The organism is Enterobacter sichuanensis (genome assembly GCF_002939185.1).
GTDB lineage: Bacteria > Pseudomonadota > Gammaproteobacteria > Enterobacterales > Enterobacteriaceae > Enterobacter > Enterobacter sichuanensis.
Genome location: NZ_POVL01000033.1, coordinates 40,413 through 55,331 on the forward strand (window position 1 = coordinate 40,413; position 14,919 = coordinate 55,331).

The 14,919-nt window shown below is 56.9% G+C and carries 15 protein-coding genes; 5 read left to right on the forward strand and 10 right to left on the reverse strand.

Features of this window, described 5'->3' with window-relative positions; all coding sequences use genetic code 11:
• Window position 1: 1 nt before the first annotated feature.
• Complete coding sequence (gpmM, locus tag C5687_RS15290) at window positions 2–1,546, reverse strand: 2,3-bisphosphoglycerate-independent phosphoglycerate mutase (RefSeq protein WP_059386604.1); 1,545 nt, start codon at window positions 1,544–1,546, stop codon at window positions 2–4.
• A 247-nt stretch (window positions 1,547–1,793) separates the two neighbouring features.
• Here gpmM and C5687_RS15295 point away from each other — a divergent pair, with 247 nt between their 5' ends.
• From C5687_RS15295 to cysE, 5 genes are all read left to right on the forward strand, one after another.
• Window positions 1,794–2,225, forward strand: coding sequence for a rhodanese-like domain-containing protein (locus C5687_RS15295; protein ID WP_013094920.1), 432 nt, complete (start codon window positions 1,794–1,796; stop codon window positions 2,223–2,225).
• Window positions 2,226–2,236: 11 nt separating this feature from the next.
• Window positions 2,237–2,488, forward strand: a complete 252-nt coding sequence (gene grxC / locus C5687_RS15300; protein WP_010426371.1) for a glutaredoxin 3 — start codon at window positions 2,237–2,239, stop codon at window positions 2,486–2,488.
• Window positions 2,489–2,520: 32 nt separating this feature from the next.
• The gene (secB, locus tag C5687_RS15305; protein WP_003860835.1) at window positions 2,521–2,988 is read left to right on the forward strand and encodes a protein-export chaperone SecB; all 468 of its coding nucleotides are present in this window, start codon (window positions 2,521–2,523) and stop codon (window positions 2,986–2,988) included.
• Window positions 2,988–4,007: an NAD(P)H-dependent glycerol-3-phosphate dehydrogenase gene (gpsA, locus tag C5687_RS15310; RefSeq protein ID WP_025758430.1), complete on the forward strand. Its 1,020-nt coding sequence runs from the start codon at window positions 2,988–2,990 to the stop codon at window positions 4,005–4,007. The genes secB and gpsA overlap by 1 nt, the downstream gene beginning before the upstream one ends.
• Window positions 4,008–4,082: 75 nt before the next feature.
• Window positions 4,083–4,904, forward strand: a complete 822-nt coding sequence (cysE, locus tag C5687_RS15315) for a serine O-acetyltransferase (protein ID WP_008502718.1) — start codon at window positions 4,083–4,085, stop codon at window positions 4,902–4,904.
• Window positions 4,905–4,936: 32 nt separating this feature from the next.
• On the opposite strand, the gene trmL is transcribed toward cysE, so the two are convergent.
• From trmL to C5687_RS15360, 9 genes are all read right to left on the reverse strand, one after another.
• Window positions 4,937–5,407, reverse strand: coding sequence for a tRNA (uridine(34)/cytosine(34)/5-carboxymethylaminomethyluridine(34)-2'-O)-methyltransferase TrmL (trmL, locus tag C5687_RS15320; RefSeq protein ID WP_025758428.1), 471 nt, complete (start codon window positions 5,405–5,407; stop codon window positions 4,937–4,939).
• 45 nt (window positions 5,408–5,452) lie between these two features.
• A complete protein-coding gene (locus tag C5687_RS15325; protein ID WP_104557262.1) occupies window positions 5,453–6,793 on the reverse strand; it encodes an MFS transporter in 1,341 nt (446 codons plus the stop codon).
• Window positions 6,794–6,971: 178 nt separating this feature from the next.
• Entirely contained in the window at window positions 6,972–8,159 is a 1,188-nt protein-coding gene (lldD, locus tag C5687_RS15330; protein ID WP_047957463.1) for an FMN-dependent L-lactate dehydrogenase LldD, read from the reverse strand.
• The gene (gene lldR, locus C5687_RS15335) at window positions 8,156–8,929 is read right to left on the reverse strand and encodes a transcriptional regulator LldR (protein ID WP_025758422.1); all 774 of its coding nucleotides are present in this window, start codon (window positions 8,927–8,929) and stop codon (window positions 8,156–8,158) included. Before lldR ends, lldD begins: the two co-directional genes overlap by 4 nt.
• Window positions 8,926–10,581 carry an L-lactate permease gene (gene lldP / locus C5687_RS15340; RefSeq protein WP_104557263.1) on the reverse strand — a complete coding sequence of 552 codons (1,656 nt, stop codon included), beginning with the start codon at window positions 10,579–10,581 and terminating at the stop codon, window positions 8,926–8,928. Before lldP ends, lldR begins: the two co-directional genes overlap by 4 nt.
• A 271-nt stretch (window positions 10,582–10,852) precedes the next feature.
• Window positions 10,853–11,215 (reverse strand): YibL family ribosome-associated protein, encoded by a 363-nt coding sequence (locus C5687_RS15345; protein WP_095441432.1) that lies wholly within the window; start codon window positions 11,213–11,215, stop codon window positions 10,853–10,855.
• 58 nt (window positions 11,216–11,273) lie between these two features.
• Window positions 11,274–11,864, reverse strand: coding sequence for a mannitol operon repressor MtlR (gene mtlR, locus C5687_RS15350; RefSeq protein WP_025758418.1), 591 nt, complete (start codon window positions 11,862–11,864; stop codon window positions 11,274–11,276).
• On the reverse strand, window positions 11,861–13,009 hold the full coding sequence (mtlD, locus tag C5687_RS15355) for a mannitol-1-phosphate 5-dehydrogenase (protein WP_047957464.1): 1,149 nt from the start codon (window positions 13,007–13,009) through the stop codon (window positions 11,861–11,863). Before mtlD ends, mtlR begins: the two co-directional genes overlap by 4 nt.
• Before the next feature lie 99 nt (window positions 13,010–13,108).
• Window positions 13,109–14,890, reverse strand: coding sequence for a PTS mannitol transporter subunit IICBA (locus C5687_RS15360; protein ID WP_104557264.1), 1,782 nt, complete (start codon window positions 14,888–14,890; stop codon window positions 13,109–13,111).
• Window positions 14,891–14,919 lie beyond the last annotated feature (29 nt).

Consider the following 14,919-nt stretch of genomic DNA (forward strand, 5'->3'; position numbering starts at 1 on the left):
ATTATTCCACGATGAACAGCGGCTTACCAGTCATCTCTTCAGGGATCGGCATCCCCATCAGCGACAACATGGTTGGCGCGATGTCAGAAAGCTTGCCGCCTTCCACTGCTTTCAGTGATTTATCACCGACATAAATCAGCGGAACGGGCAGGTTGGTGTGAGCCGTGTGCGCCTGGCCAGTTGCCGGGTCGCGCATCTGTTCAGCGTTACCGTGATCCGCGGTGATCAGCAACTGGCCGCCAACGGATTCAACCGCTTTCGCGACCTGCTCAACGCAGTGGTCCAGCGCTTCAACTGCTTTTACTGCCGCTTCCATCACCCCGGTATGACCCACCATGTCGCCATTCGGATAGTTACAGATGATGGTGTCGTACTTGCCGCTAACGATTGCCGCAACCAGCTTTTCGGTCAGCTCAGCAGAGCTCATCTCTGGCTGCAGATCGTAGGTGGCGACTTTCGGGGAATTAATCAGAATGCGCTCTTCGCCAGGGAACGGCTCTTCAACACCACCGTTAAAGAAGAAAGTGACGTGCGCATATTTCTCGGTTTCGGAGATACGCAGCTGCGTCTTATCATTCTTCGCCATCCACTCACCGAAGGTATTCGCCAGTGAAGCGGGTGGATATGCGCATGGAGCCTTGATATCAGCGGCATATTCGGTCAACTGGATGAAGTTAATGTTCACCACTTTCTTACGGGCAAACCCGTCGAAGTCGCTGTTGACAAACGCACGGGTAATTTCACGCGCGCGGTCAGCACGGAAGTTCATGAAGATCAGCGCGTCGCCATCTTCCATCGCGGCATCCGCCTGGCCTTCAGCACGAATCACGGATGCTTTCACGAATTCGTCGTTTTCATCACGCGCGTAAGCGGCTTCAAGCGCTTCAACGGCGGTCGCGAACTGGAATTCACCTTTTGCCAGGGTCATCAGGTCATAGGCCTGTTCCACGCGATCCCAGCGGTTGTCACGGTCCATGGCGTAGTAACGACCGATAATGGAGGCCACGCGGCCTTTACCCAGCGCGGCGAATTTGTCTTCGAAGGCTTTCAGGGAGCCTTTTGCGCTGCGTGGTGGCGTATCGCGGCCATCCAGGAAGGCGTGCAGATAGATTTTTTCCGCACCGCGCTCAGCGGCCAATTCAACCATCGCCATGATGTGATCTTCATGACTGTGAACGCCGCCTGCAGAGAGCAGACCCATGATATGTACGGCCTTGCCAGCGGCAACGGCGTTATCGACGGCATCGCACAGCGTTGGGTTGGCGAAGAAGGTGCGTTCTTTGATTTCAACGTCCAGACGCGTCAGGTCCTGATACACAATACGTCCGGCGCCCAGGTTAACGTGACCCACTTCGGAGTTGCCCATCTGGCGATCCGGCAGGCCCACTTCCAGGCCAGACGCGTCAATCAGCGTATGTGGACGTTTTGCCCACAGCGCATCCATGACGGGGGTTTTGGCGGTGAAAATAGCGTTATCCTGGCTGTCTTCACGGTAGCCATAGCCATCCAGAATCACCAGTACCATAGGTTTTTTAGAAACCGACATTGCGACAACCTCATGCTCAAGAGTCAAAATTTGCGTAATTTTACTACAGCTGAATCGATCAAATAGCCGCAGAAGATCAAAGAAAGCGTAAGGGCAAGGTGCTTCTCAGACCATTTTGAGGCATTTTTTTAGGTGGCATGCCGCAGAAAATGGATTAGGTTAGGGTCGCTGGCTGTATTTGCCACAACGCACAGGTATACTCCTGTCCTGGTTTTTTTAATCACTAAGTCGGGAGTAGTTACCCTCCATGCAAGAAATTATGCAATTCGTTAGCCGCCATCCGGTTCTGAGCATCGCGTGGATTGGCCTGCTGGCCGCTGTGCTGTTCACCACATTTAAGGGTCTGACGTCTAAGATTAAGGTTATCACCCGTGGTGAAGCGACGCGTCTGATTAACAAAGAAGATGCCGTCGTAGTCGATCTGCGTCAGCGTGACGATTTCCGTAAAGGGCACATTGCGGGTGCGATTAACCTGCTGCCTGCTGAAATCAAAGCGAATAACGTGGGCGAGCTTGAGAAGCATAAAGCCCAGCCGATTATCGTTGTTGACGGTACCGGCATGCAGGCGCAGGAATCCGCCAGCCTGCTGCATAAAGCAGGCTTCGAAAACGTATCTGTGCTGAAAGAAGGCATTTCCGGCTGGAGCGGGGAAAACCTTCCTTTGGTGCGCGGTAAATAAGGAGTTCAGTGATGGCCAATATTGAGATCTACACCAAAGCGACCTGCCCGTTCTGCCATCGTGCGAAAGCGCTGCTGAACAGCAAAGGCGTCACGTTCCAGGAACTGCCTATCGACGGTGACGCGATTAAACGCGAAGAGATGATTCAACGTAGTGGTCGCACAACGGTTCCGCAGATTTTTATTGATGCGCAGCACATTGGCGGCTGTGATGACTTGTATGCGCTCGACGCCCGTGGTGGACTCGATCCCCTGCTGAGCTAAGAGACTTTAGGACAATTAAAAAGGGTTTTTCCATGTCAGAACAAAACAACACCGAAATGACTTTCCAGATCCAGCGTATCTACACCAAGGATGTCTCTTTCGAAGCGCCAAATGCGCCGCACGTTTTCCAGAAAGACTGGCAGCCAGAGGTTAAACTTGATCTGGATACCGCATCAACCCAGCTGGCTGATGACGTGTATGAAGTCGTACTGCGTGTGACCGTGACCGCCTCTCTGGGCGAAGAGACGGCTTTCCTGTGTGAAGTACAGCAGGGGGGGATCTTCTCCATCGGCGGTATCGAAGGTAACCAGATGGCGCATTGCCTGGGTGCATACTGCCCGAACATTCTGTTCCCGTATGCGCGTGAATGCATCACCAGCCTGGTTTCCCGCGGTACATTCCCGCAACTGAACCTTGCGCCAGTTAACTTTGATGCGCTGTTCATGAACTATCTGCAGCAGCAGGCTGGCGAAGGTGCTGAACAACATCAGGATGCCTGATGAGCACTGTTAATGCGTCAATGACTGTGATCGGTGCCGGCTCATACGGCACCGCTCTTGCCATCACGCTGGCAAGAAATGGTCACGAGGTGGTCCTGTGGGGCCACGACCCAAAACATATCGCGACGCTGCAGCGCGACCGCTGCAACGTGGCGTTTCTCCCGGACGTTCCGTTCCCTGACTCCCTGCACCTGGAAAGCGACCTTGCGACCGCGCTGGCGGCCAGCCGCAACATTCTGATTGTCGTCCCGAGCCATGTATTCGGGGAAGTGCTGCGTCAGATTAAGCCGCTGATGCGCCCGGATGCACGCATTGTGTGGGCGACGAAAGGGCTGGAAGCCGAAACCGGACGCCTGCTGCAGGATGTTGCCCGTGAAGCGCTGGGTGATGATATCCCGCTGGCGGTGATTTCGGGCCCGACCTTTGCCAAAGAGCTGGCCGCTGGCCTGCCAACGGCGATTTCGCTGGCATCAACCGATCAGACCTTCTCCGACGATCTGCAACAACTGCTGCACTGCGGCAAGAGCTTCCGCGTCTACAGCAACCCCGATTTTATCGGCGTACAGCTGGGTGGGGCGGTGAAGAACGTGATTGCGATTGGTGCCGGCATGTCCGACGGCATTGGTTTCGGTGCCAACGCACGTACGGCGCTGATCACCCGCGGCTTAACCGAGATGTCCCGCCTTGGCGAAGCGCTGGGTGCCGATCCGGCCACCTTTATGGGGATGGCGGGCTTAGGCGATCTGGTGTTGACCTGTACCGACAATCAGTCCCGTAACCGCCGCTTTGGGATGATGCTCGGACAGGGCAGCGATGTGAAAGCCGCGCAGGAGAAGATTGGTCAGGTGGTTGAAGGCTACCGCAATACCAAAGAAGTTCGCGAATTGGCGCACCGGTTTGGTGTCGAAATGCCAATAACCGAGGAAATTTATCAGGTATTGTATTGCGGAAAAAATGCGCGCGAGGCAGCATTGACCTTATTAGGTCGTGCGCGCAAGGACGAGCGCAGCAGTAACTAGTCGGAACCGTTATCACCTGAATGACCCAGCCAGCGCAGAACTGGCTGGTCATTATACTATCGTCTGGAGTTAGCAATGCCGTGTGAAGAACTGGATATCGTCTGGAATAATATTAAAGCCGAAGCCCGGGCGTTGGCCGACTGTGAGCCGATGCTGGCCAGTTTCTACCATGCAACGTTACTCAAGCACGAAAACCTCGGCAGCGCTCTGAGCTATATGCTTGCCAACAAGCTGGCGTCCTCGATCATGCCCGCCATCGCCATTCGTGAAGTGGTGGAAGAAGCTTACGCCGCTGACCCGGAGATGATCGCCTCTGCCGCCTGCGATATCCAGGCCGTGCGCACCCGTGACCCTGCCGTCGACAAATATTCTACGCCGCTGCTGTACCTGAAAGGCTTCCACGCCCTGCAGGCTTACCGCATCGGCCACTGGTTATGGAATGAAGGCCGCCGCGCGCTGGCTATTTTCCTGCAAAACCAGGTTTCCGTAACCTTCCAGGTGGATATTCACCCGGCCGCGAAAATTGGCCGCGGGATCATGCTCGACCATGCCACCGGCATTGTTGTCGGTGAAACGGCGGTCATTGAAGATGATGTCTCGATCCTGCAGTCGGTTACCCTGGGCGGTACCGGTAAAACCAGCGGCGATCGCCATCCGAAAATTCGTGAAGGGGTGATGATTGGCGCGGGCGCCAAGATCCTCGGCAATATTGAAGTGGGGCGCGGCGCGAAAATTGGCGCGGGGTCTGTCGTGCTGCAGCCTGTGCCGCCGCACACCACCGCCGCTGGCGTGCCGGCGCGCATCGTCGGCAAACCCGACAGCGATAAACCGTCCATGGATATGGACCAGCACTTCAACGGCATTCACCATACCTTTGAGTACGGTGACGGCATCTGAGATTTTGCCCGGTGGCGCTGCGCTTACCGGGCCTACCTTAGAATGGCGCCCGGATACCCAAGCTGGCGCCATGCTTCATAGACCACCACCGACACCGCGTTCGACAGGTTCATGCTGCGGCTGTCCGGCATCATCGGAATACGGATTTTCTGCTCAGCGGGCAGGGCATCAAGGATTGTGGCGGGCAGGCCGCGCGTTTCCGGGCCAAACATCAGATAGTCACCCTCCTGATAGCTCACGGCGCTGTGTGCGGGCGTCCCTTTAGTGGTCAGGGCGAACATGCGCTGCGGCTTTTCGCTTTCCAGAAACGCGGCGTAATCAGGGTGGCGCACCACGGCGGTAAATTCATGATAATCCAGCCCTGCGCGGCGCAGACGTTTGTCGTCCCACGTAAAGCCCATCGGCTCAATGATATGCAGGCGAAAACCGGTGTTGGCACACAGGCGAATAATATTGCCGGTATTTGGCGGAATTTCTGGTTCGAATAAAACGATGTTAAGCATACTGCCCCCTTAATTGCGGGGGCAGAATAGCAGAAAAGAGAGGGACTACGCGACGCCGGGTTCCTGCAGGCGACAGCGCAGCATTTTATAGACGGTGGCCCCCGCGGCGACCAGTGCGGGCAGGCTGAGGATCATTAAAATACTGTCTGCCTGCCACTGCAGCGAAAGCAGTTGCGCGCTGGTCATGGTGCCCGCCACGCCGCCAAAACGGCCGATCCCCTGCATCCAGGCGATGCCCGTCGCGCGACATTCGGTGGGATAAAAGGTGGCGGCCAGGGTTTGCATGCCCGATTGCGCGCCGTTCATCGCGATCCCCATCAGGAATATCAAGGCGCCAAACAGGACGATATGGTTATGCTCAAGGCCAAGCAGCAGGATCAGCCCCATGGTCAGGACAAATCCTCCTGCGACCACTTTGTGCGCTTCCCAGCGGTCCATCATCCAGCCTGCGAGCAGAATGCCTGCGGTACCGCCAAAGGTGAACAGTGACGTCAGCCAGGCGGATTCCGTCAGAGCATAACCCATCCCCTGCATCAGCGTCGGCATCCAGCTCAGCAGGACGTAATAAATCACCAGCCCCATAAAATAGGTCACCCACAGCATCAGGGTGCCGGGTAGCCAGGGCATGGAAAACAGCTGCGCCACGCTCCCTTTTTTAGAGACGACCCGTTCCTCCTGCAGGAAAAAGCCGGTCACGCCATCCAGCGTGCTGCGGGCGAAACGGCTGGCGATGCGGCGGATCAGCATCACGTCTTTCCCGCGCTGCACCAGAAATTTCACCGACTCTGGCAAAAACAGCGCCAGCAGCAGCGTTAACATCAGCGGGGCAATCGCGCCGGTCAGCAGTACGCTCCGCCAGCCATGATGAGGAATCAGCCAGGAGGAGATCGCTCCGCCGCCCGCCGCGCCCAGAGGGAAACCGCAGTACATGGTGTTAATCGCCATGGCGCGACAGCGCTGAGGGGCAAATTCTGAGATAAGCGTGATAGCGTTAGGCATTGCCGCCCCCAGCCCCAGCCCCGTCAGGAACCGCCATAGCGTCAGGGTGTTAAGGGTTTGCGCCCAGGCGGCACCCAGGCTTGCAAGACCAAAGAACAGACACGAAAAGACCAGCACGCGCTTACGCCCCATTCTGTCCGACACCGGACCGGCGATCAGCGCGCCCAGTGACAGCCCCAGCAGCGCCGCACTTAGCACCGGCCCCAGATCCTGTTTATGGATACCCCATTCAGCCGACAGCGTAGGCGCAATGTAGCCCATCGCCGCCGTATCAAAACCATCGATCGCCAGAACCAGGAAACCCAGCACGATAAGAAGCCAGTGAAATCCTGAAAAGCGACTGTCATCGATCACCTGCTGAATATCCACCTTGCCTGAATACGTCATACGCACCCCTCTGATGTGATGTTGTTTTTGTGTTCTTGTATTTGCTTGTCTATACAATTGCGGACGGCAGGGGGATGTCAAATTTTCTTATCCAATATGTTATCTGGATGTTATTTTTGGCAGAAAAAAGCGCCCGAGGGGGGATCGGACGCGTGAGGGAAGGCAACGGGGGGAAGCGTCAGGCGGCGTTACCCTGAGCAAGGGGAGCCAGCGCTGCCGGTAATTTATTTAACTCCTGCACCAGAGAATCTTTACTGATTTCGCCGATCGTTTTCGCACCGGTCAGCGTCATCGCCACCTTCATCTCTTTTTCGATCAGGTTAAGCAGATTTGCCACGCCAGCCTGGCCGCTGGTGGCCAGCGCATACAGATATGCCCGACCCAGCAGCACGCTGTCGGCACCCAGCGCAATCATACGCACCACGTCCAGCCCGTTGCGGATGCCGCTATCGGCCAGGATGGCAATATCGCCTTTCACCGCATCGGCTATCGCCGGCAGGGCGCGCGCGGAAGAGAGCACCCCGTCAAGCTGGCGTCCGCCGTGGTTAGAAACCACAATCCCGTCTGCGCCAAAGCGTACCGCGTCGCGGGCATCTTCCGGGTCGAGGATCCCTTTGATCACCATCGGGCCGTCCCAGAATTCGCGGATCCACTCCAGGTCTTTCCAGGAGATGGACGGATCGAAATTGTTCGCCAGCCAGCCGATGTAATCTTCCAGCCCGGTCGGTTTACCCAGATACGCCGAGATATTTCCCAGATCGTGCGGACGGCCGTTCAGGCCAACATCCCAGGCCCATTGCGGGTGGGTCACTGCCTGCCAGTAGCGGCGCAGGGCGGCATTCGGGCCGCTCATGCCGGAGTGGGCATCACGGTAGCGCGCGCCAGGTGTCGGCATATCGACAGTAAAGACCAGCGTGGAGCAGCCTGCTGCTTTGGCGCGCTCCAGCGCGTTACGCATAAAGCCGCGATCGCGCAGGACGTACAGCTGGAACCACATTGGGCGCTTGATGGTGGGGGCGACCTCTTCGATCGGGCAGACGGACACGGTAGAGAGGGTAAACGGAATGCCTTTGGCATCCGCCGCGGCGGCCGCCTGCACTTCCCCGCGACGGGCGTACATGCCGCACAGGCCTACGGGCGCAAGGGCCACCGGCATGGCGAGCGTTTCGTTAAACAGTTTTGTCTCAAGGCTCAGGTCAGACATATTTTTCAGCACGCGCTGGCGCAGAGCCACCTCCGAAAGATCTTCCACATTGCGGCGCAGGGTATATTCGGCATACGCCCCGCCGTCGATATAGTGGAACAGGAACGGGGGCAAAATGCGCTGCGCCGCGGCGCGGTAGTCACTGGCTGCTGAAATAATCATGCTTTGTTCTCCCTGGAAATATCACTGTCGCCAGGCAGACGGGTAATACGCGCCTGTCGGGCCTGGTCTTCATCGAATCGTTTAATAGTGGTGTGCACGAAGCCCAGGTGCGCCATCATCGCTTTGCGCGCGGCCCCGGCATCACCGGCCAGAATGGCGTTGAGCACCGCCTCGTGTTGTTCAGTGAGCTGGGCAAACACCGGCGGGACCAGATACATGCGCTGGCGGCTCTGCTTCACGGAGGATTGCAGCAGGTCGAAGAAACCGCGCATGGTCTGGAGCAGCACCACGTTGTGCGACGCCTCGGCAATCGCCAGGTGAAAACGCACGTCCGCCTGGGAGGCGATATCCGGGTCGCTGCTTTGCGTGGCCTCAAAGCAGGCTTTGAGCTTCTCTTTGTCGGCGTCGGTTGCCCGCATGGCCGCGTGCCAGGCGGTACTGGTTTCGATGGCGTGACGCGCTTCAAGGATGTCGAAGCTGTAGTCCGGGTCGTTCTCCATCAGCGTTTTCAGCGGCTGAACGATGTTTTGCTCGGACCAGTCGTCATGCTGCCAGCGTACAAAGGTGCCGCCGCCGCGACGGCTCACCAGTACCCCTTCGCTGACCAGCGTGGCCAGTGCTTCACGCAGTGAGTTGCGTGATACGCCAAGCTGGGCGGCGAGCTGGCGCTCGGCGGGCAATTTCATGCCCGCTTCCAGCTGTTGTTCTTCAATCAGCGCCCGCACGCGAGAGGCAATCTCGTCGGACAGGCGTCTGGGCATCACTATCATGGGATCATCCAGGTTAAGACATAGGCCTGCAGGGTGGTAATCACCCCGACCATGCAGGTGAATATCAGGCTGTGTTTCACGGTAAAGCGGAACAGATCCGACTCTTTACCGACCAGTCCCACCGCCGCACAGGCAATGGCGATGGACTGCGGAGAGATCATCTTCCCGGTCACACCGCCGGTGGTATTCGCGGCCACTAACAGCACGTCTGAGACGCCGATTTGCTGGGCGGCCGTCCCCTGCAGGGCGGCGAACAGGGCGTTAGACGAGGTATCTGAACCGGTCAGGAACACCCCCAGCCAGCCGAGGAACGGCGAGAAGAAGGTAAATGCGTGGCTGGTATGCGCCAGCGCCAGTGCCAGCGTCGATGACAGGCCGGAGTAGTTCGAGATAAACGCGAACGCCAGTACCATGCCGATGGAGTAGATCGGCAGCATCAATTCTTTAATGGTCGCCGCAAAGGTCTGCACCGCAGCGGCAGGCTTCATGCGCAGCCACACAACAGAAAGAATAGCGGCAAACAGAATGGCGGTGCCGGTAGCGGAGAACCAGTCGAATTTATAGACCGCGGCATACGGCGTGGCGGCGTGCACCACCGGCGGCATACGGGCGACCATCTTATCGAGGAACGGCACAGAGATGTTAATCACCATGTCATACAGCGCGCCACCTGGGGCAAACAGGGCCTTAAACGGCGGGATGCTCCAGAGCGTCACCGTGGCAGTCAGGAAAAGGAACGGCGACCATGCGCGGATGACCTGGCCTGCGGTATAGCCTGTACGCGCCAGGGTTTGATCGACCTGTGAGGCGCCCATGTCGGCGAAGCGGAAAATACGTACCGGCTGCCAGCGCTTCAGGAACAGCGTCAGACAGACCAGCGAGACCAGCGAAGAGATGATGTCCGGCAGCTCCGGGCCGAGGAAGTTGGAGCTGAGGTACTGTGCAATAGCGAACGAACCGCCGGCGACCATCACCGCAGGCCACGTCTCTTTCACGCCGCGCCAGCCATCCATAATCGCCATGATCCAGAACAGGACGATAATGGTCAGGAACGGCAGCTGGCGGCCCACCATCTGGCCGATCTCAAAGCTGTCCAGCCCGGTCACCTGGCCTGCGACCAGAATCGGGATCCCCATTGCGCCAAACGCCACCGGTGCGGTGTTCACAATCAGACACAGTCCCGCGGCATACAGTGGGTTAAAGCCCAGCCCGACCAGCAGCGCGGCGGTGATCGCCACCGGTGCGCCGAAGCCAGCGGCCCCTTCAAGAAACGCCCCAAAAGAGAAGCCGACAATCAACATCTGCAGGCGCTGATCCGGCGTGATGGAGAGAATCGACGAGCGGATGATGTCGAACTGCCCGGTTTTCACCGAGATTTTATAGACAAACACCGCGGCGATGATGATCCACGCAATCGGCCACAGGCCGTAGAAGAAACCGTATACGACGGAGGCCAGGGCGCGATCGACCGGCATTTTGTAGAAGAACAGCGCCACCAGCAGCGCGATGGCGACGGTGTACGTCGCGGCAAGGTAGCCCTTCAGCTTGAGCTTAATCAGCGCAAAGAAGAAGAACAGGATCGGCAGCGATGCGATCAGGCTCGACAGCCAGATATTTCCGGCCGGGTCGTAGTTTTGTTGCCAGAGGCTCATGCAGGTCTCCTGGGGACCAGACAGCCTGCGCTGCGGGTGAGTCTCCGCTCATCTCTGCGTCACAGTCTGTGTAAAAGTGGTCCTGCCAATATTGTGTTGTAGGGTTAATGACAATGAATGGTTAACCAGATGTTATGAGCTAGCAATGGTTTTGTGAGCGAAAATGATGGAATTGTGAACCGGGGGAGGATTGATTGCGCTATTGGTTGGACCAATTCACGCGAAGGGGAAAAGAGTAGGCCGGGTAAGCGCAGCGCCACCCGGCATGAAATCAGAATGCCGTCTTACAAAAACCCGTCATCTCTTTCAGGCCCATTTCGCGGCCAAGCTCGGTCATCGGGTGGACCACCACCAGACCACGGACGCTTTTCTTCAGCTTGCCCATGTCGGCCTGCTCTTTTTTGGTGATCGCGCGGCGGTGCGGCATGTTCATCAGCTTCTGCGCTTCTTTGCTCAGCTTCTGGCCTTTAACTTCACGCAAACGCTCGATCTCCGCTTCCAGCTTCGCGGCCTCTTTCTCAAGCTCGGCGTACTTCTCGGCGGAATCGACCAGCGAGAGACCTGCCATCTGGTGGCGGATCAGATCCAGGCGGTCGCTCAGGCGTTTAATTTCGTTCTTTTCGACTTCTTTCATGACAAATAACTCTGAAAACGGGGAATTTACAGGGAAGGATACACCAATGTGAGCAGGCTTACTTCTGAAACGCTTTTTTTAAGCTGATTCGGGAAATCAGCTCAGTCAGGGAGAGGACCATCGTGGAACGGACAACCTGTTGATAACGCAGCTTTTGCATCGCGTACAGCTCAGGGTCGCTGTTGTCAAAATGGGGGGCAGGGGGGAGCGCAGTGACGCAATGCAGCTCCCCAAAGGGGCCAAGGATCTCGTCATCGGTAAAGGTGTACTCATTACCGTCATGATTGAGCTCTTCGCGCAGCGCCATCAACAGCTCCGCATCTTCATACTCTTGTCGGTTCAGCACGCCAAGACCATAAATCAGCTTCAGACGCACGGATAAATCGCCCAGCGGTCCGTCTCCGTCCAGTAACGGTTCTACAGCATATTTTACCGCGTAGTCGTCTTTGCGGAACACCTGAAGCACCAGGATATTCACCGCCTCGGTTAATAGCTCGACGGCGGCAATCAGGAAACTTCGTACGGTTTTGCCAGCATTCAGACGCTCAAGCACACGATTTTCAAAGGCCTGGGTTTGTTCCATTATTGCCTGCATATCTGACAATCTGTAATCAGGGCGCAGGATGACCTGCGCCTCACTGTGCATCATTTGGTTGCGTTGTATGCGTTAACCGCCTCCACAACCACGTCGCTGTTGGCGTCCAGACCGGAAATCTGCGCCAGCGCAGCTTGCGCGCCTTTGTCGTCAATCAACTGAGCCAGCTCAATCGCCTGGGGATCCTGCTCGCTGCGATAGTGCATCGCGGCGGCAATCCCTTTCACCAGGTTGGCGTGCGGCAGGCCGTATTCCAGCGTACCCAGCAGCGGCTTAATCAGGCGATCGCCCGCGCTCAGTTTACGCAGCGGCTGGCGGCCTACGCGCTCAACGTCATCTTTCAGATACGGGTTTTCAAAACGACCGAGGATTTTCTGGATGTATGCTGCATGTTTGTCAGCATCAAAACCGTAGCGTTTGATCAGCACCGCGCCGCTCTCTTCCATTGCCCCTTTCACCACCGCACGGATCTTATCATCAAGGATCGCGTCGCGAATGGTCTGATGACCGGCCAATTTCCCGAGGTAGGCGGTTATAGCATGCCCGGTGTTCAGCGTGAAGAGTTTGCGTTCGACAAATGCCATCAGGTTATCGGTTAATTCCATTCCCGGAATGGTCGGCAGCGTGCCTTTAAACTGGGTTTTATCAACGATCCACTCGCTGAAGGTTTCCACGGTCACTTCCAGCGGATCGTTGGTCGCAGATTCTGACGGCGGGACGATACGGTCAACGGCGGAATCCACAAACCCGACGTGCGCTTCCACCCAGGCTTTGTCTTCCTCTGCTACGGCGTTGAGCACGTGGCCTTTGAGCTGCGTGGTGCCGCGCACCATGTTCTCGCAGGCAATGATGTTCAGCGGGGTGTCGATGCCCTGCGCTTTACGTTTTGCCAGGCCTTTTGCCACCGCAGGGGCGATACGCTCCAGTACCACCGGGCCCACCGCCGTGGTGACCAGGTCAACGCTGGCGATAAGGTCGATAACGTCGTCGCCGATACTGCTTACCGCGTTGACGCCAGTGACCGTTTCAACCTGCTCATTTTCACCCACCACATGTACCTGGTAGCTATGACGGTCATTCAGGGCATCCAGAACGACCTGATTTACATCGGCGAATGTCAGCGTAATGCCCGCGTCTGCCAGCAGTTTGCCGATAAAGCCACGACCGATATTACCTGCGCCAAAATGTAATGCTTTCATAGTGTTAACCTTAATCAATGTTTTTACCCGAGAGGGCTGGGGTGAGGAACGTTTTCCCCTCACCCTAGCCCTCTCCCCGGAGGGGAGAGGGAAGAGAACTTATTTGTTAAGCAGAGCCAGCACTTCTTCCACGCTGGTGGTATTGGCCAGACGCTCAATGACAGACTCATCATCCAGTGCGTTAGTCAGGCTGGTAATCACCTGAATGTGCTCGTTGTTACGCGCGGCGATACCAATCACCAGACGGGCGATGTCGTCTTCTTCTTCACCGAAGCGCACGCCCTGCGGGTACTGACAGAATACGACGCCGGTTTTCAGAACGCGATCTTTCGCTTCCACCGTACCGTGCGGCACCGCGATGGATTCGCCCAGGTAGGTTGGCGTCAGTTTTTCACGTTCCAGCATCGCGTCTACGTATTCAGGCTGAACGTAGCCGCCTTTTACCAGCTGCTCACCGGCAAAGCGAATCGCTTCTTCTTTGGTTGCCGCAGTGCGACCGAGGAAGATGTTCTCCGCCCCCAGTTTGAACAGGTGGGTATTGCTCTCGTCAAAGCTGTCCTGCAGGCTGGTGCGCACTTTCACTTCGTTATCTTCGTGACGCTGCGCGGCAACCAAACGCTCGGTCAGGCTGGTGTACAGGCCGCTGTCGAGGAAGTTGGTCAGACCCGCATCCTGCACTTTCTTACGCAGCACGCCTGCACCCATTGCGCTGGAACCCATACCAGCATCACAGGCCACGATGATTTTACGCACGTGGCTCAGGTCGTTAGAGACATCACCGGCGGCCAGTGGGGTCGCGCCTTTGGATTCGGCTTTCATGTCGTGCATACGACGGGTTGCTGCTTCGATGTCATCATCTTCTTTCACTTTGCTGGTTTTCAGCAGAATAGAAGAGACCACGAAGGAGACCGCCATGGCGGCAAAGATGGCCGCGATGTTTGCGAAGTAAGCCCCTTTTGGCGTCATTGCCAGCACCGCCAGGATAGAGCCCGGAGAGGCCGGAGACACCAGGCCACCGCCCAGCACGCTCAGGGTGAACACGCCGGTCATACCGCCGAGGATAACGGCCAGGATCAGACGTGGGTTCATCAGTACGTACGGGAAGTAAATTTCGTGGATACCGCCCAGGAAGTGGATGATAGCCGCACCGCCAGCAGACTGCTTCGCGCTGCCGCGACCAAAGAAGATGTACGCCAGCAGCACACCCATACCCGGGCCCGGGTTGGCTTCAATCAGGAAGAAGATGGACTTGCCGAGGTCATGCGACTGCTGAATACCCAGCGGCGAGAAGATACCGTGGTTAATGGCGTTGTTGAGGAACAGGATTTTCGCCGGTTCAACAAAGATAGACGCCAGCGGCAGCATCTCGTGCGCCACCATGAAGTTAACGCCAGCCGCCAGAATTTTAGACAGGACTTCAACTGCCGGGCCAATGCCGAGGAACGCCAGAATCGCGAGGATCATCCCGATGATGCCCGCAGAGAAGTTGTTCACCAGCATTTCGAAGCCGGATTTGATCTTACCATCAACCCAGACGTCGAATTTCTTAATCGCCCAGCCGCCCAGAGGGCCGGCAATCATCGCCCCGAGGAACATCGGCATATCCGCGCCGACGATAACCCCCATCGTGGTGATGGCACCCACGACGCCACCACGGTCACCGCCCACCAGACGACCACCGGTGAAACCGATGAGCAGTGGCAGCAGGTAAGTAATCATTGGGCCAACAAGTTTCGCCAGCGTTTCGTTAGGCAACCACCCTGTCGGAATAAACAATGCAGTGATGATACCCCACGCGATAAACGCGCCGATATTTGGCATCACCATGTTGCTGAGGAAACGACCAAAGCTTTGAACTTTGATCTTGAAATCGGATGACATAAAACACCCCTTCTTTTGATTACGCTTAG

Coding starts and splice junctions, on each gene's coding strand:
- gpmM (WP_059386604.1), bottom strand. CDS start 1,546: ATGTCGGTTTCTAAAAAACCTATGGTACTGGTGATTCTGGATGGCTAT.
- C5687_RS15295 (WP_013094920.1), top strand. CDS start 1,794: ATGCAAGAAATTATGCAATTCGTTAGCCGCCATCCGGTTCTGAGCATC.
- grxC (WP_010426371.1), top strand. CDS start 2,237: ATGGCCAATATTGAGATCTACACCAAAGCGACCTGCCCGTTCTGCCAT.
- secB (WP_003860835.1), top strand. CDS start 2,521: ATGTCAGAACAAAACAACACCGAAATGACTTTCCAGATCCAGCGTATC.
- gpsA (WP_025758430.1), top strand. CDS start 2,988: ATGAGCACTGTTAATGCGTCAATGACTGTGATCGGTGCCGGCTCATAC.
- cysE (WP_008502718.1), top strand. CDS start 4,083: ATGCCGTGTGAAGAACTGGATATCGTCTGGAATAATATTAAAGCCGAA.
- trmL (WP_025758428.1), bottom strand. CDS start 5,407: ATGCTTAACATCGTTTTATTCGAACCAGAAATTCCGCCAAATACCGGC.
- C5687_RS15325 (WP_104557262.1), bottom strand. CDS start 6,793: ATGACGTATTCAGGCAAGGTGGATATTCAGCAGGTGATCGATGACAGT.
- lldD (WP_047957463.1), bottom strand. CDS start 8,159: ATGATTATTTCAGCAGCCAGTGACTACCGCGCCGCGGCGCAGCGCATT.
- lldR (WP_025758422.1), bottom strand. CDS start 8,929: ATGATAGTGATGCCCAGACGCCTGTCCGACGAGATTGCCTCTCGCGTG.
- lldP (WP_104557263.1), bottom strand. CDS start 10,581: ATGAGCCTCTGGCAACAAAACTACGACCCGGCCGGAAATATCTGGCTG.
- C5687_RS15345 (WP_095441432.1), bottom strand. CDS start 11,215: ATGAAAGAAGTCGAAAAGAACGAAATTAAACGCCTGAGCGACCGCCTG.
- mtlR (WP_025758418.1), bottom strand. CDS start 11,864: ATGATGCACAGTGAGGCGCAGGTCATCCTGCGCCCTGATTACAGATTG.
- mtlD (WP_047957464.1), bottom strand. CDS start 13,009: ATGAAAGCATTACATTTTGGCGCAGGTAATATCGGTCGTGGCTTTATC.
- C5687_RS15360 (WP_104557264.1), bottom strand. CDS start 14,890: ATGTCATCCGATTTCAAGATCAAAGTTCAAAGCTTTGGTCGTTTCCTC.